The organism is Vibrio sp. 2304, assembly GCF_033339475.1.
Taxonomy (GTDB): domain Bacteria; phylum Pseudomonadota; class Gammaproteobacteria; order Enterobacterales; family Vibrionaceae; genus Vibrio; species Vibrio alginolyticus.
The window spans coordinates 343991-364277 of sequence record NZ_JAWOUQ010000005.1; the positions used below are offsets into that span (position 1 = coordinate 343991).

General features: G+C 44.6%; 18 protein-coding genes and 1 other RNA gene. 9 read left to right on the forward strand and 10 right to left on the reverse strand.

The features are described from left to right. Positions 1-18: 18 nt before the first annotated feature. Together ubiH and R7P64_RS12955 are read right to left on the reverse strand one after the other, a co-directional pair. Positions 19-1197 (reverse strand): 2-octaprenyl-6-methoxyphenyl hydroxylase, encoded by a 1179-nt coding sequence (gene ubiH / locus R7P64_RS12950; RefSeq protein WP_104975592.1) that lies wholly within the window; start codon positions 1195-1197, stop codon positions 19-21. Positions 1198-1220: 23 nt separating this feature from the next. Beyond that, entirely contained in the window at positions 1221-1799 is a 579-nt protein-coding gene (locus tag R7P64_RS12955) for a YecA family protein (protein ID WP_033907447.1), read from the reverse strand. A gap of 249 nt (positions 1800-2048) precedes the next feature. Here R7P64_RS12955 and R7P64_RS12960 point away from each other — a divergent pair, with 249 nt between their 5' ends. The 5 genes from R7P64_RS12960 (at position 2049) to serA (ending at position 5372) form a co-directional block, all read left to right on the forward strand. Next, on the forward strand, positions 2049-2357 hold the full coding sequence (locus tag R7P64_RS12960; protein WP_005384553.1) for a cell division protein ZapA: 309 nt from the start codon (positions 2049-2051) through the stop codon (positions 2355-2357). Between the two features lie 8 nt (positions 2358-2365). Next, positions 2366-2550, forward strand: a non-coding RNA gene (gene ssrS / locus R7P64_RS12965) — 6S RNA. 5 nt (positions 2551-2555) lie between these two features. Continuing rightward, on the forward strand, positions 2556-3155 hold the full coding sequence (locus R7P64_RS12970; RefSeq protein ID WP_225474079.1) for a 5-formyltetrahydrofolate cyclo-ligase: 600 nt from the start codon (positions 2556-2558) through the stop codon (positions 3153-3155). Between the two features lie 53 nt (positions 3156-3208). Further along, positions 3209-3865 carry a ribose-5-phosphate isomerase RpiA gene (gene rpiA, locus R7P64_RS12975; protein WP_005380982.1) on the forward strand — a complete coding sequence of 219 codons (657 nt, stop codon included), beginning with the start codon at positions 3209-3211 and terminating at the stop codon, positions 3863-3865. 274 nt (positions 3866-4139) lie between these two features. After that, the gene (gene serA / locus R7P64_RS12980) at positions 4140-5372 is read left to right on the forward strand and encodes a phosphoglycerate dehydrogenase (RefSeq protein WP_005384551.1); all 1233 of its coding nucleotides are present in this window, start codon (positions 4140-4142) and stop codon (positions 5370-5372) included. Positions 5373-5443: 71 nt separating this feature from the next. Here the strand turns inward: serA and R7P64_RS12985 are convergent, their stop codons facing one another. Both R7P64_RS12985 and R7P64_RS12990 read right to left on the reverse strand, forming a co-directional pair. Then, the gene (locus R7P64_RS12985) at positions 5444-6136 is read right to left on the reverse strand and encodes an oxidative stress defense protein (protein WP_005384550.1); all 693 of its coding nucleotides are present in this window, start codon (positions 6134-6136) and stop codon (positions 5444-5446) included. A 207-nt stretch (positions 6137-6343) separates the two neighbouring features. After that, complete coding sequence (locus tag R7P64_RS12990; protein WP_225474080.1) at positions 6344-7240, reverse strand: LysR family transcriptional regulator ArgP; 897 nt, start codon at positions 7238-7240, stop codon at positions 6344-6346. 147 nt (positions 7241-7387) lie between these two features. Here R7P64_RS12990 and R7P64_RS12995 point away from each other — a divergent pair, with 147 nt between their 5' ends. Then, positions 7388-8017 (forward strand): LysE/ArgO family amino acid transporter, encoded by a 630-nt coding sequence (locus R7P64_RS12995; RefSeq protein ID WP_151515121.1) that lies wholly within the window; start codon positions 7388-7390, stop codon positions 8015-8017. Positions 8018-8043: 26 nt separating this feature from the next. After that, positions 8044-8526, forward strand: a complete 483-nt coding sequence (locus R7P64_RS13000; RefSeq protein WP_017633558.1) for a YbaK/EbsC family protein — start codon at positions 8044-8046, stop codon at positions 8524-8526. A gap of 47 nt (positions 8527-8573) precedes the next feature. Here R7P64_RS13000 and mscS read toward each other — a convergent pair whose 3' ends face one another. The 5 genes from mscS to R7P64_RS13025 form a co-directional block, all read right to left on the reverse strand. Continuing rightward, complete coding sequence (gene mscS / locus R7P64_RS13005) at positions 8574-9440, reverse strand: small-conductance mechanosensitive channel MscS (RefSeq protein ID WP_005380995.1); 867 nt, start codon at positions 9438-9440, stop codon at positions 8574-8576. 424 nt (positions 9441-9864) lie between these two features. Next, positions 9865-10941 (reverse strand): class II fructose-bisphosphate aldolase, encoded by a 1077-nt coding sequence (gene fbaA, locus R7P64_RS13010; protein WP_005380996.1) that lies wholly within the window; start codon positions 10939-10941, stop codon positions 9865-9867. Between the two features lie 154 nt (positions 10942-11095). Beyond that, positions 11096-12256, reverse strand: coding sequence for a phosphoglycerate kinase (locus R7P64_RS13015; protein WP_005384547.1), 1161 nt, complete (start codon positions 12254-12256; stop codon positions 11096-11098). A 151-nt stretch (positions 12257-12407) separates the two neighbouring features. Further along, entirely contained in the window at positions 12408-13445 is a 1038-nt protein-coding gene (gene epd, locus R7P64_RS13020) for an erythrose-4-phosphate dehydrogenase (protein WP_005384545.1), read from the reverse strand. A gap of 135 nt (positions 13446-13580) precedes the next feature. Then, positions 13581-15539, reverse strand: coding sequence for a ligand-gated channel protein (locus R7P64_RS13025; protein ID WP_053306783.1), 1959 nt, complete (start codon positions 15537-15539; stop codon positions 13581-13583). 140 nt (positions 15540-15679) lie between these two features. Between R7P64_RS13025 and R7P64_RS13030 the strand changes: the two genes are divergently transcribed. Beyond that, positions 15680-16573, forward strand: a complete 894-nt coding sequence (locus R7P64_RS13030; protein WP_017633561.1) for a LysR family transcriptional regulator — start codon at positions 15680-15682, stop codon at positions 16571-16573. 91 nt (positions 16574-16664) lie between these two features. Here the strand turns inward: R7P64_RS13030 and tkt are convergent, their stop codons facing one another. Further along, positions 16665-18659, reverse strand: a complete 1995-nt coding sequence (gene tkt / locus R7P64_RS13035; protein WP_054577167.1) for a transketolase — start codon at positions 18657-18659, stop codon at positions 16665-16667. Between the two features lie 315 nt (positions 18660-18974). Here tkt and metK point away from each other — a divergent pair, with 315 nt between their 5' ends. After that, complete coding sequence (gene metK / locus R7P64_RS13040; RefSeq protein WP_005381027.1) at positions 18975-20129, forward strand: methionine adenosyltransferase; 1155 nt, start codon at positions 18975-18977, stop codon at positions 20127-20129. Positions 20130-20287: the final 158 nt, after the last annotated feature.

Here is a 20287-nt window from a genome sequence, read left to right on the forward strand (position 1 = left end):
CTAATTCAGTGCGGCCGTTCATCGTTTTACCAAGCCAAGTGTATGGCGTAGTAGCGGCTGCTTAAAAATAGAAAGGTTATCCATCGCTGCTAAGGCAGTATTTCGGCCAATTCGCATCGCGGGTAAATCATTTGAAAAAACATGCACCAAGGCACTGGTTAGCCAAATAGTTTCGCTTCGATCTGCTTCTCTACGTTGACTAAAGCGCATCAGGCCTTGATAAAGACCCACATCCTCACTTTGGTGCACAATTTCTTCTGCTAGTGAGACTACATCGCGAATACCGAGATTAAAGCCTTGTCCAGCTATCGGGTGCAGCGTTTGCGCCGCATTTCCAACAATCGCAAAGCGATGTGAAATATTTTGCTTTCGATGGCGAAGAAGCAATGGGTAACTTGCACGACGCCCCACTTTTTTCATCGCGCCTAAACGCCAACCAAAATCGTTCTGTAAATGCTGGAGAAATGCTTGATCAGATAACTCAAGAACGGCTTGGGCTTCTTCAGGGTGCAAACACCAAACTAAGGACATTCGATTGTCACTCATTGGCAATAAAGCAACAGGGCCATTTTCAGTAAAACGTTCAAAGGCTCTACCTTGATGAGGTTCTTGAGTCACAATATTGGCAATGACAGCCACTTGTTCAAAATCTTGCTCAGAAAGTTCTAGACCAATTTTCTGACAACAGGTCGAAACAGCACCATCTGCAGCCACCAGCAGTTTTGCTTCAAGTTGCTCACCACTTTTCAACGTCACATGGGTACAGTTTTGCTCGCGCTCGATATCGGTAACCGAGTCAGGACAAAACAGCGTAATTGATTCGCTGCTGTCTAATAATTCTTGATATACACGCCCAACATCGGCTAATTCTACAACATACCCTAGAGCTCCCACCCCAACCTCTTGCTTGGTAATCTCCGTCATCCCAGCATGAGAACGGTCAGAAACGTGGATATGTTCAATGGGTGTGACAAACGGTTCTACTGACGTCCAGAGCTGTAGTTGACGCAACAGATTGACAGTACCGTAAGACAATGCGATTGAGCGAGAGTCAAAACCAGGGTGCATATCTGATTGTGCTTTAAAAGGCTCAACGACGGCAATGCGGAGCTTTCCCTGAGACAAATGGTCAATCGCCAATGCTAACGTTGCACCAGCCATGGCACCACCAGCAATGACTACATCATATTGCTTCATACTAACCTCTGGACGGTCTACGATTAGTGAATAGTAGGTTTTTTGTCGCTGCTTTCAGGACGAACACCAAATTCAGCATGAATCGTTAGTACGCAAGCTTTGATGTGCTCAATCACTTGCTCTAGCAATTGCGCTTGTTCACCAAGATCGTCATCTTCATCAATGCCTAATTTGGCAATCTCTTCTAGATCAGCCAGTGCTTCTTTAGCGTCATCAGATGCTTTATTAAGAGCAACGCCTGCTAGACCTAGCCCAGAAATAAAGTGGTTTACAAAGTCGGACACACTGTCGGCTAATGCGAATAAGCCTTCTTCGCCCGGCTCATCTGGCAATAATAAAGACAGCTCCATCGACGTGCCAGTTAGTTCATTGACAGTAACAGTGAATACGCTTTGAGCAAAAGCTAGCGCGGTAGAAGGCCAACCCATACCATCATTGGTGTAGTCAAACAGAATAGGCTGCCAAGTTTGATCATTAATCGCCAATCCACCACTTAACATGCCGACAAATAAGCCATGTAATTCCGCAGGTGTTACTGCTAGACTTGCAGATTGCAGTTCAGCAGCAATAGATTGGTATTCAGGAAGGGTGATTTCACTCATAACTTGGCTCATTCTTGCGTAATAATGTATTGGTATATCCTACCATCAAGGTTAGTGGTCTGAAACGGCTATCAAATTCAATTTTGGACAGCATTTGTTCAATTTGCCCAATTCCTGTGTGATCTCGTCATCATTTCTCTTTCTGTGATGGGAAATGCTTGAATCTTAATAGCGGTTTTCCTATAGTTTGCTCCTCGGTAGTTGTATGAAGCAACACCTTAGATAGCGCGAATATAGAGTTTATTCATCATGAGCAATCAAGCGATCGACGTTGAAATATTAGGCAAACTTACACGAGTGAATTGTCCGACAGGACAAGAAGAGTCTCTTGTTGCAGCGGCAAAAGATCTTGATCGCCGATTGAAAGAAATGAGCGAACGTACTAAGGTAACCAATGAAATCCAACTGCTGACCTTTGCTGCATTGAATATTTGCTATGAGTTGCACACCAAGTCATACGAATCCAATGGTCAACAGCAAGAAATTACTGAGCGAATGGAAAAGCTCACCGCGTCTTTAGAGAACGCACTAAGCAAAGTTACGCAAGGACAGCAGTAAATACAAAATTTACCCTGGGGTGTGCGTCAGCAGGATTTAAGTCCCTGAGCCGATAAGCAATACCTAAGGGTTAGTATTTGGTAACTATTGAGCAAGCTCGGCATGCACCGAGAAGCCTACGGTTGTCATTGCTGATCCGCCTTGAACCAGCTGGTTCAAGGGCCACAATCCTCAACGGCACCCTGGGGTATTCTCTCTATGTCAGACCTCTCTCGACAAGACTTCCGCAAACTGATTCGTGAAAAGCGCAACGCTCTGTGCAGTGATACGCAATACCAAGCGGGAATCGACCTGATTACTCAATTTTCCCAACTTCCTGAAATCGATCAGGCGCAACATATTGCCATCTACCTTTCTGCAGACGGTGAGCTTGATACTAAACCGCTCATTAAATGGTTATGGCAACAGGGAAAATCGGTTTATCTGCCCGTCATCCATCCCTTTTCTAAAGGTCAGTTACTGTTTCTTCAGTATATAAGTGATGAACAGCTCGTCTACAACAAGTACGGCATCTTAGAGCCCAAGCTCGATATCAGACACCTCAAACCCGTTCGCCAGCTTGATTTAATCTGCACACCTTTAGTTGGGTTCGACAGTATCGGACACCGCTTAGGCATGGGCGGGGGGTACTACGATCGTACTCTGTCACGTTGGTTTGTAACTGGAGAGGGTGCTAAACCTGTCGGTATCGCTCATGACTGCCAACATGTAGAACGCTTACCAATTGAAAGCTGGGACATTCCATTACCTAAGATCGTGACCCCAAGCCAAATATGGCAATGGGAAAGTGACAAGTAAGCCGCTATAATCACGCCCGCAAACGTTAACGAACATCTATTCAGGAGATTGGCATGACTCAAGATGAAATGAAAAAAGCGGCTGGTTGGGCAGCACTAAAATATGTTGAGAAAGGCAGCATTGTCGGTGTTGGTACTGGCTCTACCGTGAATCACTTCATCGATGCACTAGGCACTATCAAAGATGATATTAAAGGTGCAGTGTCTAGCTCTGTCGCTTCAACTGAGCGCCTTAAAGAGCTTGGTATTGAAGTATACGAGTGCAACGATGTAATGAAGCTGGATGTGTATGTTGATGGCGCAGATGAGATCAACCCAGCACGTGAAATGATCAAAGGCGGCGGCGCGGCTCTGACTCGTGAGAAAATTGTCGCAGCAATCTCTGATAAGTTCGTATGTATCGTTGACGGCACTAAAGCAGTTGACGTACTTGGCCAGTTCCCATTGCCTGTTGAAGTAATCCCAATGGCACGCTCTTACGTGGCTCGTGAATTGGTAAAACTAGGTGGTGATCCAGCTTACCGTGAAGGCGTTGTGACTGACAACGGCAACGTGATTCTGGATGTGCACAATATGCAAATTACCAACCCGAAAGAAATGGAAGACAAAATAAACGGCATCGCTGGTGTGGTGACTGTGGGTCTTTTCGCTCATCGTGGTGCAGACGTAGTGATCACTGGCACACCAGAAGGTGCAAAAATTGAAGAGTAAATAACAGCCCAAAATGAACCTATCTGGTTCACTTTTCTGTTATTTCATTACATACGGTGCTGCAAGGCACCGTTTTTTATTCCTTTCTATAAGAAAATTATCTCTTATTCCGTAATTTTCTTACCCAAAGCAATTTTTTTTTGTTACTTTATTGAACAGAAGACGCACAGGGAAACGTTTGTCTTCCTACAAAACTGTTAATTATCCCCTTTTTAATAGTTTTGTCCAATGTGCGCCACATTAGCCCACCTTTCCATTTTAAGGACGAGAAAAAATGGCCAAAGTTTCACTGGAAAAAGAAAAGATTAAGATCCTCTTGTTAGAGGGACTCCACCCTTCTTCAGTTGAAGTTCTTCAAGCAGCTGGTTATACCAACATTGAATACCATAAAGGTTCCCTTCCGGAAGAAGAACTAATTGAAGCGGTAAAAGACGTACACTTCATTGGTATCCGCTCCCGTACGAACCTATCCGAAGAGGTAATCAATGCGGCGAACAAGCTGGTTGCAATTGGCTGTTTTTGTATTGGTACTAACCAAGTAAACCTAGATGCAGCAGCAAAACGCGGTATTCCTGTCTTTAATGCACCATTCTCTAACACTCGAAGCGTGGCAGAGCTTGTACTTGGGCAAATCCTTTTACTAGTGCGTGGGATTCCTGAAAAGAATGCACTTGCACATCGCGGTATTTGGAAGAAAAGTGCAGACAACTCTTACGAAGCTCGTGGTAAGTGCCTTGGCATTATCGGATACGGTCACATTGGTACGCAGCTTGGTATTATTGCCGAAAACTTAGGTATGCGCGTTTACTACTACGATATTGAGAACAAACTGTCCCTTGGTAATGCGACGCAAGTACATACCATGAGTGAACTATTGAACAAATGTGATGTGATTTCTTTGCACGTTCCCGAAACACCGGAAACGAAAAACATGATGGGTGAAGCTGAATTTGCTCGAATGAAACCAGGTTCCATCTTTATCAACGCGGCACGTGGCACCGTTGTGGATATTCCTGCACTTTGCCATAGCTTAGAAGCTGGTCACCTTGCTGGCGCTGCAATTGATGTATTCCCAACTGAACCAAAAACGAATGCTGACCCGTTCGAGTCTCCTTTACAAAAATTCGATAACGTCATCCTCACTCCACACGTTGGTGGTTCAACACAAGAAGCACAAGAAAATATCGGCTTAGAAGTGGCGGGTAAACTGGCTAAGTACTCTGATAACGGATCGACACTTTCAAGCGTAAACTTCCCTGAAGTGTCATTACCAGAACACAGTGGTGAGTGCTCTCGTCTGCTTCATATCCACAAGAACCGTCCTGGTATCCTAACTCAGATCAACACCATCTTTGCTGAAGAAGGCATTAACATTGCCGCGCAGTACCTACAAACAGCCGCTGAAATAGGCTACGTAGTGATCGACGTTGAAACTGAACGCTCAGAAGAAGCTCTAACAAAGCTCAAAAACATTGAAGGCACAATCCGTGCTCGTATCCTGCATTAAACTGTGAAATAGAAATGACAAAGGCAGGGGTTGTAACTCCCTGCCTTTTGCTTTTTACTGTTTGCTAAGCCTTACTTTAGCTTATAAATGACATCGACTTGATCGCGAATGATCATGGTTGAATCTTGGTAGCTATTCGCTCCTTCTTTACTATCCATCGCCATTGAACGCATTAACACAGGCTGAACGTGCATCTGTCTGTAATTGATCTGCCATACATCGCCCAACTTTTTCTCAAAACCAGTCGCTAATGACCCTGCTTTTTCTCTTGCGTCCTTAATCGCAGCCATTCGTGCCTTTTGCTGATACTCGGCTTGGTTGCTTACCTTAAGTTGAATATTATCAACCTGATTAATTCCCGCTTCTAACGCCATATCTAGGTATTGGTTAAGGTTTTTCAGATCCGTCACCGTGACATCAATACTGCGAGATGCTCGATACCCAACAAGTTCTGCTTTTCCTGATTTAGGGTAATGGTACTGAGGAGCAAGGTATAAATTCGAGCTAGTAATATTGTCTTTTGATAAGCCGGCATCCGATAAGCTTTTTAGAAACTCTTCAACGGTTTTATCTACGGACAATTTCGCTTGTTCGGCCGTCATTGTCGTATCGACTACTTTTACAGAAAACGTAGCCATATCAGGTGTGGCCGTCACTTCGCCATACCCCGTTGTCGTAACATGAGCAAACTCTGGCGTATTCGCCAAAACTGAAGCACTGGTAAGGCTGAGTGCTGAAGCCAGCAAAAATGAATACAATTTCATTCAATAAATCCATCCATACAAAATTAAGTACTTAATCTCAGATTCCAACATCACTATCATGGCTGAGAAAGCGTGTGGTTTCATAATAGAAACTTCCGCCGATTATCCAAGCACCCATAGTGACTTCTAACACAACTTTGACTATGTAACATTGGCGTAATTTTTAAACAAAACACACTAAGTTAACGATATGCAGCTCTGACAAACTTATTGAGGTAGATGCTGCTGCGCATACCCCACTATCGCGTGTGAGATTTCTTGTAATACCCCAGTTTCTAACTGCCAGTGGTGCCAATAAATCCGATGGGACATTAAAAAACCTGGAGTCACATCAACCAACACACCTCTGTCTAATTCGTCGGTAATTTGCAAGCGGGGGATCAAGCAATAAGCAACACCAGCTAACGCCACTTTTAGAAACGCTTCAGAACTACTGATGTTGTGATGAATAACGCTGTCAGGATTGACGTTAAAATGCTCGGTAAGAAATGTTTTATGTAGATCATCATATTGGTCATATGAAACGGCCGGTGCTTTTGCCAATGTCTGATTATTTACGCCTTTAAAAAAATAACGCTGATAGAACTCTGGGCTCGCGACACAAACATAATCGATGCGACCTAAATAGTCTGCTCTGCATCCGGGGATTGGCTGGGACTCCAAGCTGATCGCTCCTGTCACTTCGCCACTTTTGAGTTTTTCAATAGAGCGGTATTCACCAAAGATAGTCAGTTTTAGTTCAACTTGACGCTGCTTCATAATATTTTGCAGCGCTGGCAGTAGCCATGTTGCAAGGCTATCTGCATTAGTCGCTAAAGAGAGTTGCACAGGTCGCGTACTGGTATCATTTTTTAGTTCGGGGAGAATTTCATGCTCTAGCAAGCGTACTCGCCGATAAAGACCCAACAATTTTTTACCAATTGGCGTTGGCTTAGGTGGCTGGCTTCGAATTAAAACAGGCTGCGCGAGAAACTTCTCTAACTGCTTGATACGTTGAGAAATGGCGGATTGAGAAACAAATAAATGCTCGGCAGCACGCTCAAAGCTACCCTGATAAACTATAGCGTCTAATGCCTCAATCCATTTGTAATCTAACCCTCGCATACCTTTCCTCTCACTCTTGATCAAACGCCTCCCGTTAAATTAGTCTATCTAATGTAAGATTAAAATCATTAATTATACTTATTTAGATAAACGCTTTATCTTTCCCCTCTCTGTAAATGTATTTGTTATTTTGAAGTGAGGTGAAGTGTGAACTTGTGGGTTCTATTGCAAGGTTTTGGTTTAGGAGCATCAATGATCATTCCGATCGGCGCGCAAAATGCGTATGTTTTGAATCAAGGCATAAAGCGTAACCACCACCTAACAACCGCCACTATTTGTAGCGTGCTAGATATGATTTTCATCTCTCTAGGTATCTTTGGTGGTGGTGCAATTCTGTCTCAAAATGAAATCTTACTGACGTCGGTGACACTTGGTGGTATTGCTTTCTTGAGCTTCTATGGACTGCTCTCGCTAAAAAGTGCTTTTAAGCCAGAGAGTGAATCGGAATCAAAAGGGGAGATCGTAGCTCGAGGTCGTCGAACGGTTATTCTAGGTGCGTTAGCCGTCACTGTGCTTAATCCGCACTTATATTTAGATACAGTCGTTATTCTAGGTTCGATCGGTGGACAATTTGAAGGCCATGATCGCATTGCTTTTGCACTAGGTACGATTATGGCTTCCTTTGTTTGGTTCTACACTTTATCGATAGGAGCCGCCAAACTAGGTCCAACACTCTCTAAACCAAAAGTGAAAAAAACCATCGACATTGCAATCGCAATGATGATGTTCACAATAGCGTATATCTTAGCGAGTGAGCTTATTGATAAGTATTGGTAATCATAAGGTAGTAAAGCAGCAAAGACATGGAGTCACTAAAACGTATTTATAACAACAATAGAGAGCGATTCAACGCGCTCTCTATTCCTTTTCGGGAATGGCAGCACGAAGCCATCTTAGACTTTGAGACAGATATACGCATTGCGAGAGAGCTTGGTTGGACGGGTACGCATACCAAAAGCCTCTTTTTAACACTCAAAGGACAAGGTTACGCGGTTTATCTGACAGATAAGGACTCGCGCCTCGATGCCAAGCAGATTAAAGCGATTACAGGTAAACGTCCCTCTATTTGTAATGACGATGAAATGGTCGAAGTGTTAGGTTGCGTACCCGGCGCGGTTTGCCCAATAGGCTTACCGGAATACATCACTATCATTGTTGATACCAATCTCTATCAACATCAAGAGTTGCTCTATACGCCTGGCTTACCTGAGTTCACATTTGGATTTGCAGGTAAACATCTAAAACGCCTCTTACTTGCTGGTCATCACACCCTTTACGAAGTATAAAAAAGCGAGGCCTATTGGCCTCGCTTTTGAATATCGACTGCTTTTGATTAAGCGTCGACTTTGTTCAGGTGAACATCCATTTGTGGGAATGGAATCTCGATACCATTTTCATCCAATGCTTCTTTAATACCTTGCATTGCATCAAAGTATACGCCCCAGTAATCTGCAGTTTTCACCCATGGACGAACCACAAAGTTAACTGAAGAGTCTGCTAACGTAAGTACACCAATTGTGATATCTGGGTCTTTCAAGATACGTGGATCTTTCTCTAGCGTCTCACGAATCACTTTCTTCGTTAGTTTAAGGTCTGCTTTGTATGAAACACCAATCACTAGGTCGACACGTCGTGTCGCATGGCGAGAGTAGTTAGTAATGGCACCGCCGATAACTGAAGAGTTAGGCACAACAACCATTTTGTTGTCTGGTGTTTTTAGAACGGTTTGGAAGATTTGAATTGCTTCAACACTACCCGCTACACCACCGATTTCTACGTAGTCGCCTGATTTGAATGGACGGAACGCAACAATAAGTACGCCTGCTGCAAAGTTTGATAGTGAACCTTGTAGTGCAAGACCAACAGCAAGACCTGCCGCACCAATCACAGCAACAACAGAAGCGGTTTGAACTCCTAATCGACCAAGAGCCGCGATTAGCACGATTACAAATAGCAAGTAACGAACAAGACCGTGAATAAATTCAACGACGGCCTTATCCATGTTTTTCTTTTCTAGTACTTTAGAAACACTACCAGCGACTGCCTTAACGATAAGATTACCGATAAACAGAATAAGCAGCGCAGAGATAATGTTCACACCGTACTGAACCAGTAGATCTGAATTGTTTGTCAGCCAAGTTTCAGCCTGAGTTAGACCATCCGTTAAAGTGGTATCGATACCCACCGATTCACCTGCCATAATTCTTATCCTCAAAAATAAAGAGATATAAATCCAATTGCCGTTAATTTATGAACCTTGTTTTTTAAAGGCTCTTTTCTAAAACAACATCCCTATTGCTCCACTGAACAGTGTCAGATTTTTGGCACAATATCCCAACTCTGACTTTTTTCAAAGTCAGAGTTTCGCAAAGATATGCAAAACAAGACTTTATCAGAGCTTTCTGACACTGACTTGTTACAGGTTACGCAATGCACTCTGATTTCGCCACTCTTAAGACTGATATTCCCATGTTTTCTTTAAAAAAACGTTAAAGGTGAGATATCTCACTAGCAAATACAATCTAACGCATAAAAATATCGGGAGAAAGCAGCCTGGAAGAAAATGATAGACATAAAAAAACCCGCTCAAAGAGCGGGTTTTTAAGTAACTTAATCAGTAACGATTATAGTACGTCAACTGCGTTAAGGTCAGCAAATGCTTGCTCTAGACGAGTAACCATTGAAGCTTGGCCTGCACGTAGCCATACGCGTGGATCGTAGTACTTCTTGTTTGGTGCATCTTCACCAGTTGGGTTACCGATCTGACCTTGTAGGTAATCGTGGTTTTCAGCTTCGAACTTACGGATACCATCCCAAGTAGCCCACTGTGTATCAGTATCGATGTTCATTTTGATTACACCGTAGCCGATAGATTCACGGATTTCTTCTAGAGAAGAACCTGAACCGCCGTGGAATACGAAGTTTAGAGAGTTCGCTGGAAGACCGAATTTCTCAGAAACGTGCGCTTGAGAATCACGTAGGATAGTTGGAGTTAGTACAACGTTACCTGGCTTGTATACGCCGTGTACGTTACCGAAAGATGCTGCGATAGTGAAACGGTGGCTGATTGCGCTTAGTTTCTCGTATGCGTATGCAACGTCTTCTGGAGAAGTGTATAGCTCAGACGCATCCATATCAGAGTTGTCAACGCCGTCTTCTTCACCACCAGTACAACCTAGTTCGATTTCTAGAGTCATGTTCATTTTAGCCATGCGCTCTAGGTACTTAGCAGAAATTTCGATGTTCTCTTCTAGAGACTCTTCAGAAAGGTCGATCATGTGAGAAGAGAATAGTGGCTTACCAGTTTGCGCGAAGTACTCTTCACCAGCGTCTAGTAGACCGTCGATCCAAGGAAGTAGTTTCTTAGCTGCGTGGTCAGTGTGTAGGATTACTGGAACACCGTAAGCTTCAGCTACAGCGTGAACGTATTTCGCACCAGCAACAGCACCTAGGATTTGAGCTTCTTGACCTTCAAGTTTTAGACCTTTACCAGCAAAGAAAGCAGCGCCACCGTTAGAGAACTGAACGATAACTGGAGCTTTAACTTTTGCAGCTGCTTCAAGTACTGCGTTTACAGAGTCAGTACCCACACAGTTTACTGCTGGAAGTGCAAAGCTGTTTTCTTTTGCAACTTCAAATACTTTCTGAACGTCATCGCCAGAGATAACACCTGGTTTTACGAAGTCGAAGATCTTAGACATGGATGTAATCCTATTTATCTGTCGTTTTTAAACAAAACTTGTTAAGTTGAAAATCTTGCAAACGTTTGCTCACAACTGAGGCTATTCTAGCAGAGTTCCTCACACGTTGCAGCAAACAAGAAAGCGGGAGAATCACTCCCCCGCTTTGCTTTAATTACTTAGCGCGTGCTTCTAGCATTTCTACTGCTGGAAGAACTTTACCTTCTACGAACTCAAGGAAAGCGCCGCCGCCAGTAGAGATGTAAGATACATCCGCTTTGATACCGAACTTGTCGATAGCCGCTAGCGTGTCACCACCACCAGCAACAGAGAAGCCTTCAGAAGCTGCGATAGCTTCAGAGATACCTTTAGTACCTGCTTCGAAGTTCTTGAATTCGAATACGCCTACTGGACCATTCCATAGGATAGTCTTAGCGTTTTTAAGGATTTCAGCTAGTTCAGCAGTTGAATCTGGACCAAGGTCGAAGATCATGTCGTCGTCTTGTACTTCAGAAACGTGCTTGATTTCAGCTTCTGCGTTCTCGTCAAATGCTTTCGCACATGCAACGTCAGTTGCTACTGGAATTGCACACTCGTCCATTAGCTTCTTAGCTGTTTCAACTAGGTCTGCTTCGTATAGAGACTTACCAACGTTGTGGCCAGCAGCTGCGATGAATGTGTTAGCAATACCACCACCAACAACGAGTTGGTCAGCGATTTTAGATAGAGACTCAAGAACAGTTAGCTTAGTAGATACTTTTGAACCACCAACGATAGCAACCATTGGGCGAGCTGGCTTGTCCATTGCTTTGCCTAGCGCTTCTAGTTCGTTCGCTAGTAGAGGACCAGCACATGCTACGTCTGCGTGCATACCAACGCCGTGAGTAGATGCTTGAGCACGGTGAGCCGTACCGAATGCGTCCATTACGAATACGTCACATAGTGCTGCGTATTTCTTAGATAGCTCTTCGTCGTTTTTCTTTTCGCCTTTGTTGAAGCGAACGTTTTCAAGAACAACAAGTTCACCCGCATTTAGCTCTAGGCCATCTAGGTAGTCTTTTGCTAGCTTCACTTCGCAATCTAGTGCGTCGTTTAGGTAATTAACAACTGGTTGTAGAGAGAACTCTTCAGCGTATTCACCTTCAGTTGGGCGACCTAGGTGAGACGTAACCATTACTTTAGCGCCTGCTTCTAGGCAGTGCTTAATAGTTGGAAGAGATGCGATGATACGTGCATCCGAAGTTACTTTACCGTCTTTTACTGGCACGTTTAGGTCAGCACGGATAAATACACGTTTACCTGCAAGATCCAGGTCAGTCATCTTGATTACAGACATGATGTGTCCTCTCAAATATTTAATAATTAAAGTTTTTGAAAACTCGGCAACCCTGCCAAGCCTGTTAATTCTTCAAACTGGTTATAGATATGGAGATATTATGGATTTATTTCAAGGCTAGAAATAAAAATTCTCCATCACTTCTTCGTCATTACTGTTCCACTTGCGAAGAAGCTTGCATTGCTAAGGCAGTATCCAGCATCCGGTTAGCAAAGCCCCATTCGTTGTCGCACCAAACGAGCATTTTTACGAGTTGCCCGTTACTCACTCTAGTCTGGCTTCCATCCACAATCGCACTATGGGGGTCGTGGTTAAAGTCGATGGAAACGAGTGGCGATTCAGTATAGTCAACAATGTTACGTAATGTACACTGAGATGCGTTAACAATGGTTTGATTTACGTCATTAACTTTCACATTTGTACTAATTGTGACACTTAAATCCATTGCAGTGACGTTAACCGTTGGAACACGAACAGAAATTGCTTCGAATTTGTTGGAAAATTTCGGGAAGATTCTTTCAATCCCCTTATGCAACTTAGTGTCCACCGGAATAATAGATTGGCTTGCAGCGCGGGTACGGCGTAAGTCGTTATGATACGCATCAATTACTTGTTGATCGTTCATGGACGAATGAATTGTGGTAATGGTGCCAGACTCTATGCCGAAGGCTTCGTCTAATACTTTAATGATGGGAACGATACAGTTGGTGGTGCAAGAGCCATTGGAGACAACACGGTGCTCGTCTTTCAGAGTTTCGTGGTTCACGCCATAGATAATCGTATTATCTAGGTCGTTTGCGCCCGGGTGCGAAAACAGTACTTTCTTCGCGCCAGCTTCTATATGCGCTTGCCCATCCGCTTGCGAACCAAATACGCCAGTGCAATCCAAGACGATATCAACTTCTAAATCACGCCAAGGAAGTAATTCGATTTCGGAGAGGTGGAGAATGCGAATGGAATCATATTCACCGCTGTCATGATGAACATGCAAATGTTCTTGGTCATGGGAAATTTTTTTACCAAAGCGACCATGACTGGTGTCATATTGCAGTAGGTGTGCCATCGCCTCTGGCTGTGCTAGTTCGTTTACCGCCACAACCTTGATCTGCTGGTGTTTTCCGCTTTCATACACCGCTCGCAGAACATTACGACCTATACGTCCAAATCCATTGATCGCAACCTTTAGCATTTATCCTTCGCCCTACCAAAAATTTCGTGTCACAGATACTACCTGATCAGGCTGACAAACGCACCTGTTGAATCAAAGTAAAGCAGGATTAAAAAAGGTCGAGACTATGCTCGACCTTATTACAACGATAGATAATTAAAATGCGACGTCTAAACCTAACCAGTAGCGACGACCATCTTCAATATATCCGTATTCTTCGTAACTGATTTCCTCGTCTAGCAAGTTATAGATAGCGCCTTTAATACGAGTATTGTCGGTTAACTGGTATGTCACACCGGCGTCCACAAAGGTATAAGCTGGTTCTACAATACTGTTTCTTGATGGGCCAGTAACCGGATCCATTTCTTTACCTCGGTACGTGACTTTCGCCCAGCTCTCTAGATCTGTTGTCGTTTGCCAAGTCACATCCACATTAAACAGATGCTTTGGTAACTGCTGCAGCGGCATGCCTTTGTATTCACCTGTTTTTTGCTCTGAGTCGGTAAATGTGTAGCTCGAGCTAAGGTAAATGGTTTCCGTTAACGGCGATGCTAAAGTCGCTTCAATACCTTGTGTGACGGCTTCATCCACGTTAATACGGTACGTTGGATCTGCGCCCCATTGGTTTGGACCATCAGTACAGATAGTGTCTGGACAAACAACACGTGTGATCTTGTCTTTGAATTCGTTATGGAACGCTGTCAAAGAGACATCTAAGCCAGAATCACCTTGATACAAGACGCTGATTTCTTTGTTTAGCGACGTTTCAGGGTCAAGATCTGGGTTACCGTAGATATTACCGCCACCACTGACTTGCGCCCAGCCAGGAGTAATTTCACGTAATTGTGGAGAACGGAAACCTGTTGCCACGCCGCCTTTCACCGTCCAAGACGGATCAACTCGCCATACACCGTAAACACGCGGACTAAAATGCGCGCCATAGTTTTCGTCATGATCTAGACGGCCGCCAAGCGTAACGCTAAACGGATCAGCAATTCTCCATTCATCTTCAATGAAAACAGCCCACTGCGTATTCGATGTTTCAGTCTTCGATGACGCTTTGTTGGAGGTGAAATCCTCAAGCTCTGCATGAGTAGCGTCCACACCCGTCGTCAACGTATGGTTTCCAATACCAGTCACCAAGCTCGATTTGAACGTGGTGTTGGTGATCGTCATCTCACGAGATTTGTTCTCGCTCTCTTCTCGCTGTAAGTAAGTATCTGAAATTCCCACCGAATCCCAATCACCGTTGTGGCTTACCGTTACGTAATTACGACGATATTCATTCAGTGAATCTTCACACCCACCACGACACCCTGTGGTCGGCACTGAAAGGCCCACATTGCCACGACGACTTTGTGCCGACGTGCCGCCCTCTAATTGCACCGAGTGGCGATCATTAATCTGGTAAGTCAGTTTTGAAGAGATACTCTGCATATCTTTATCTTCATAACCGTATTCGATGTCATCTTCTTCTCTGGTTGTGTACTGACCATATACTTGGAGAGATAAATTTTCAGCCAACGGACCATTAACGAAAAAGTTCGCGCTCTGCTCTCCCCCTGAGCGACTATTCTCTTGTAGTACCGTGCCCAGTTGAACATTACCCGTCCACTCTAGCGCATCTTTTCGTGTGATGACGTTAATCACACCACCAATCGCATCAGAACCGTAAAGCGTCGACATTGGGCCACGAATAACTTCGATTCGCTCAATCGCTTGAAGAGGAGGTAACCAACCTTGTTCGATACCAGGACCGTCACTATTTGGACGAGTTTCACGCGTGCTTTGACGCTTACCATCGACCAGTATCAAAGTGTATTTAGAACCCATACCACGGATACTAATGTCGGTGGTATCACCACCACCTGTCACGACAACACCTGGTACACTTTTTAGTGCATCAGTCACATCGCGGTAATAACGAGAGTCCAACTCCTCACGTGAAATCACACTAATACTTGCAGGCGCGTCCGCTTGAGATTGCTCGTAGCTTGATGCAGTTACAACCACTGTTTCCATTTTAGAAACTGCATCATTGGCAAAAACATGAGGGACACTGACGAAGGCTAAAATACCAGTTGCGGTAATAACTGGCAGTCTAAGAGTAGACATCTACATCTCCATAATTGATAATGATTATTATTTTCGAAAGTGAATTATTCACAAATAGAATGAGATGCATAGTGAGAGTTATGGAACGGTTCTTTCCATTTATGGAACTCGTACATAACGCAGTAAGGAGTAAAAGAAATATGCACGACTTAGCATCAATTAGAGCCTTTGATGCGCTCAATCAGCATAAAAGTTTGACAGCCGCTGCTAAAGCCCTTAATCAGCCAAAATCAACGCTAAGTCGTCGCTTGGCACAATTAGAAGAAGACTTCGGTCAGGCTCTAACCGCCAGACAAGGTAATCGATTAGTTCTGACAAGAGCTGGAGAAATCTTTGCCCACTACAGCCGCCAGATTCTTGAGTTAAGTGAAGAGAGTTATGATGCACTCCAAGGTTTAACGAACCAAGTTTCAGGGCCACTGCATATTGTTTGTCACACTGCCTTAGTTAGAAGCTGGCTCGGCGGCGTACTCAATCGTTTTCTTGCTGATAATCCCGATGTTAGAGTTCAACTTACCAGTGACTTTTCTGAAGCGCACCATGACCCAGATTTGTTCATCTGGCTCGGTGAACGTAAAGAGCTAGACTGGCGAAAAGAAGTGCTGGGGGTATTTCGCTATACGCCTTTTGCCTCTCCAAATTATCTAAAACAACATGGGCCTATACCGCACCCCAAAGAACTTGAAGCACATCCATGGATCGATTTTGGTTCAGTGCAAGAAAATGGATTGATGCTAGCACACCCTCAACACGGTGAGTTCTTTTTAGAACCCTTTGTTAGTCGGTTATACAGCGACAACATAGCAATGCAAATAGACAGTATCGCGAATGGTCATGGTATTGGACTGCTGCCGACTTGGACAGCATGCGGCTATGAGAAACATCACCCAGGGCGAATCACACCTTGCTTAGAAGGTTGGCTTTCTGAGCCTATTTCCATTAACTGCTATACACCAGCAGGACGACCACCACTGCGCTTATCCGTACTTTTAGACTGCATTCACCAAAGCATTCCACAAGGTTGGAAAACCTGACAAAAATAAAAAGGCCATCATAATGATGGCCTTTCTAACTTTAGCATCTAACAGTTGTCGTTTACGTTCGACTGTTTAGATGGTCCTGCAATTACGCTAGCAATTCTTTAGCTGTGTTCACTACGTTTTCAGTCGTGAAGCCAAACATCTCGAATAGCTGACCAGCAGGTGCTGATTCACCGAATGTTGTCATACCGATGATGCGACCGTCGAAGCCTACGTACTTGTACCAGAAATCCGCAATGCCCGCTTCAATAGCGATACGTGCCGTTACGTCTGATGGCAGTACAGATTCACGGTAAGCAGCGTCTTGTTTGTCGAATGCGTCTGTTGATGGCATTGAAACAACGCGTACTTTCTTGCCTTCTGAAGTTAGTTGCTCAGCGGCTTTCACTGCAAGCTCAACCTCAGAACCTGTTGCGATAAGGATTAGCTCAGGCTTACCTTCGCTATCTTTCAGGATGTAAGCACCTTTCGCGATGTCTGCGACTTGTTCAGCAGTACGCTCTTGTTGCGCTAGGTTTTGACGAGAGAAGATAAGTGCAGTTGGTGCATCTTTACGTTCAATCGCTAGTTTCCATGCAACTGCAGACTCAACTTGGTCACATGGGCGCCATGTGCTCATGTTTGGAGTTACACGTAGAGACGCCATTTGCTCAACAGGTTGGTGAGTTGGGCCATCTTCGCCAAGACCGATCGAATCATGCGTGTAAACTTGGATGTTCTGAATTTTCATCAGCGCAGCCATACGCATTGCGTTACGAGCATATTCCATGAACATTAGGAATGTTGCGCCGTAAGGAACGAAACCACCGTGCAATGCGATACCGTTGATGATAGCGGTCATACCGAATTCACGCACACCGTAGTGGATGTAGTTGCCAGAGAAGTCCTCCATTTCTAGAGACTTAGAACCAGACCACATGGTCAGGTTAGAAGGCGCTAGGTCAGCAGAACCACCCATAAACTCAGGAAGCATTTGACCAAACGCTTCTAGTGCATTTTGCGACGCTTTACGTGATGCAATGTTCGCTGGATTTGCTTGAAGATCGGCAATGATTTGGTTCGCTTTTTCTTCCCACTGTGCAGGAAGTTCGCCGTTTAGACGACGTTTAAGCTCTGCCGCTTCTGCAGGGTAAGCTGCAGCGTATGCTTCGAATTTTTCATTCCAAGCTGCTTCTTTCGCGGCGCCCGCTTCTTTTGCATCCCACTCAGCGTAAACATCTGCCGGGATCTCAAATGGGCCGTACTCCCAACCTAGGTATTCGCGAGCCGCTTGGATTTCATCGTGACCTAGTGGTGCACCGTGACAGTCGTGCGAACCAGACTTGTTAGGAGAACCGAAACCGATAATTGTTTTGGTACAGATAAGCGTAGGACGTGGGTCCGCTTTTGCTGCTTCAATTGCTGCGTTGATCGCGTCTGAGTCGTGACCATCGACTGCTGGGATTACATGCCAGCCGTACGCTTCAAAACGCTTAGGTGTATCGTCAGAGAACCAGCCTTCAACGTGACCGTCGATAGAAATGCCGTTGTCATCCCAAAACGCGATCAGTTTGCCTAGACCTAACGTCCCAGCAAGAGAGCATGCTTCATGCGAGATGCCTTCCATTAGACAGCCGTCACCCATGAACACATACGTAAAGTGGTCAACGATATCGTGACCTTCTTTGTTGAACTGTGCCGCTAGTGCTTTCTCTGCGATCGCCATACCAACAGCGTTAGTGATGCCTTGACCTAGAGGACCCGTTGTTGTCTCGATACCAGGCGCGTAGCCGTACTCTGGGTGACCTGGGGTTTTTGAGTGCAATTGACGGAAGTTTTTCAGATCGTCAATAGATAGCTCGTAACCGCTTAAGTGCAGTAGAGAGTAAATAAGCATTGACCCATGACCGTTTGACAGCACAAAGCGATCGCGGTCGGCCCACTCTGGGTTTGAAGGGTTATGGTTTAGGTGAGAGCGCCAAAGAACTTCAGCGATATCAGCCATACCCATTGGTGCGCCTGGGTGGCCTGAGTTAGCTTGTTGAACACCATCCATGCTTAGAGCACGAATTGCATTGGCAAGATGTTTACGAGACGACATGTCTGCTCCTGAGTACATTAAGCGAAACGAAAAGTAGGTCATAATTCTCTCAAAGCCCTGTTGGGTGTGCAAACGTTTTCCAGTCCAAAACCTCACAAATATTGCACCTTTCGCGCCAAATCGTTCGAAGTTCTTAAAATTATCAATAAATCAGGCAAACGTTTGGTTATAACAAAAACCAAAAAAGAGCTTGTAATTCGAGCAATCAAATTTAGAATAGACGTCTAGATGTAGATACACCTACAAAAATTAGTATTAATTTGCGCTGGAGAGTTTATCATTCCCCAGTTTTAAACCAGATATAGTGGAGCTAACATGGCTAAGCACCTGTTTACTTCTGAGTCAGTATCAGAAGGTCATCCAGATAAAATTGCAGACCAGATTTCTGATGCGGTTCTTGACGCGATTCTAGAGCAAGATCCAAAGGCTCGTGTTGCATGTGAGACTTACGTTAAAACCGGTATGGTAATGGTGGGTGGTGAAATCACGACTTCAGCATGGGTAGACATCGAAGAGTTAACTCGTGAAACCGTTCGTGAAATCGGCTACGTACATTCAGATATGGGCTTTGACGCAGATTCTTGTGCGGTACTAAACACAATCGGTAAACAGTCGCCAGATATCAACCAAGGTGTTGATAAAGCTGACCCTAAAGAACAAGGTGCAGGCGACCAAGGCATCATGTTTGGTTACGCTTGTAACGAAACTGAAGTACTAATGCCAGCGCCAATTACTTACTCTCACCGTCTTGTTCAAAAGCAAGCAGAAGTTCGTAAAAACGGCACACTACCTTGGTTGCGTCCTGATGCAAAATCTCAGGTAACATTCCAATACGATCAAGGTAACATCGTTGGTATCGACGCGGTTGTTCTTTCAACTCAACACTGTGACTCAATCTCAACTTCAGACCTGCGTGAAGCGGTAATGGAAGAGATCATTAAGCCAGTGCTACCTTCTGAGTGGATCAACAAAGAAACAAACTTCTTCATTAACCCAACCGGTCGCTTCGTAATCGGTGGTCCTATGGGTGACTGTGGTCTAACTGGTCGTAAGATCATCGTAGATACCTACGGCGGCGCAGCTCGTCACGGTGGCGGTGCGTTTTCTGGTAAAGATCCATCAAAAGTTGACCGTAGTGCAGCATACGCAGCACGCTACGTAGCGAAAAACATCGTAGCGGCAGGCATGGCTGACCGTTGTGAGATCCAACTTTCTTACGCAATCGGTGTTGCTGATCCAACGTCTATCATGGTGGAAACGTTCGGTACTGAGAAAGTATCTCACGACATCATCATTGAAGCGGTTCGTCAATTCTTCGACCTACGTCCATACGGTCTACAAGAAATGCTTAACCTTCTTCAACCTATCTACAAGAAGACAGCGGCATACGGTCACTTCGGTCGTGAAGAATTCCCGTGGGAAGCGACAGACAAAGCTGCACTTCTACGCGATTTCGCTGGCATCAAATAATCAAGCCAAGCAAGAATCAATCAAGCCCTCGCCTATGGCGGGGGCTTTTTATTTTCAGCAACTTTTATCCAGCCATTTCGGCTCATACCGCCCTGACCCACAAAGCAGTCCTGTTTCTCCCTCATTTTTTATACCGAATAAATTTTAAGCAATTATTT

Bases quoted from the DNA above. Each gene is read 5' to 3' on its own strand.
- ubiH (WP_104975592.1), bottom strand. From the start codon at position 1,197: ATGAAGCAATATGATGTAGTCATTGCTGGTGGTGCCATGGCTGGTGCA.
- R7P64_RS12955 (WP_033907447.1), bottom strand. From the start codon at position 1,799: ATGAGTGAAATCACCCTTCCTGAATACCAATCTATTGCTGCTGAACTG.
- R7P64_RS12960 (WP_005384553.1), top strand. From the start codon at position 2,049: ATGAGCAATCAAGCGATCGACGTTGAAATATTAGGCAAACTTACACGA.
- R7P64_RS12970 (WP_225474079.1), top strand. From the start codon at position 2,556: ATGTCAGACCTCTCTCGACAAGACTTCCGCAAACTGATTCGTGAAAAG.
- rpiA (WP_005380982.1), top strand. From the start codon at position 3,209: ATGACTCAAGATGAAATGAAAAAAGCGGCTGGTTGGGCAGCACTAAAA.
- serA (WP_005384551.1), top strand. From the start codon at position 4,140: ATGGCCAAAGTTTCACTGGAAAAAGAAAAGATTAAGATCCTCTTGTTA.
- R7P64_RS12985 (WP_005384550.1), bottom strand. From the start codon at position 6,136: ATGAAATTGTATTCATTTTTGCTGGCTTCAGCACTCAGCCTTACCAGT.
- R7P64_RS12990 (WP_225474080.1), bottom strand. From the start codon at position 7,240: ATGCGAGGGTTAGATTACAAATGGATTGAGGCATTAGACGCTATAGTT.
- R7P64_RS13000 (WP_017633558.1), top strand. From the start codon at position 8,044: ATGGAGTCACTAAAACGTATTTATAACAACAATAGAGAGCGATTCAAC.
- mscS (WP_005380995.1), bottom strand. From the start codon at position 9,440: ATGGCAGGTGAATCGGTGGGTATCGATACCACTTTAACGGATGGTCTA.
- fbaA (WP_005380996.1), bottom strand. From the start codon at position 10,941: ATGTCTAAGATCTTCGACTTCGTAAAACCAGGTGTTATCTCTGGCGAT.
- R7P64_RS13015 (WP_005384547.1), bottom strand. From the start codon at position 12,256: ATGTCTGTAATCAAGATGACTGACCTGGATCTTGCAGGTAAACGTGTA.
- epd (WP_005384545.1), bottom strand. From the start codon at position 13,445: ATGCTAAAGGTTGCGATCAATGGATTTGGACGTATAGGTCGTAATGTT.
- R7P64_RS13025 (WP_053306783.1), bottom strand. From the start codon at position 15,539: ATGTCTACTCTTAGACTGCCAGTTATTACCGCAACTGGTATTTTAGCC.
- R7P64_RS13030 (WP_017633561.1), top strand. From the start codon at position 15,680: ATGCACGACTTAGCATCAATTAGAGCCTTTGATGCGCTCAATCAGCAT.
- tkt (WP_054577167.1), bottom strand. From the start codon at position 18,659: ATGTCGTCTCGTAAACATCTTGCCAATGCAATTCGTGCTCTAAGCATG.
- metK (WP_005381027.1), top strand. From the start codon at position 18,975: ATGGCTAAGCACCTGTTTACTTCTGAGTCAGTATCAGAAGGTCATCCA.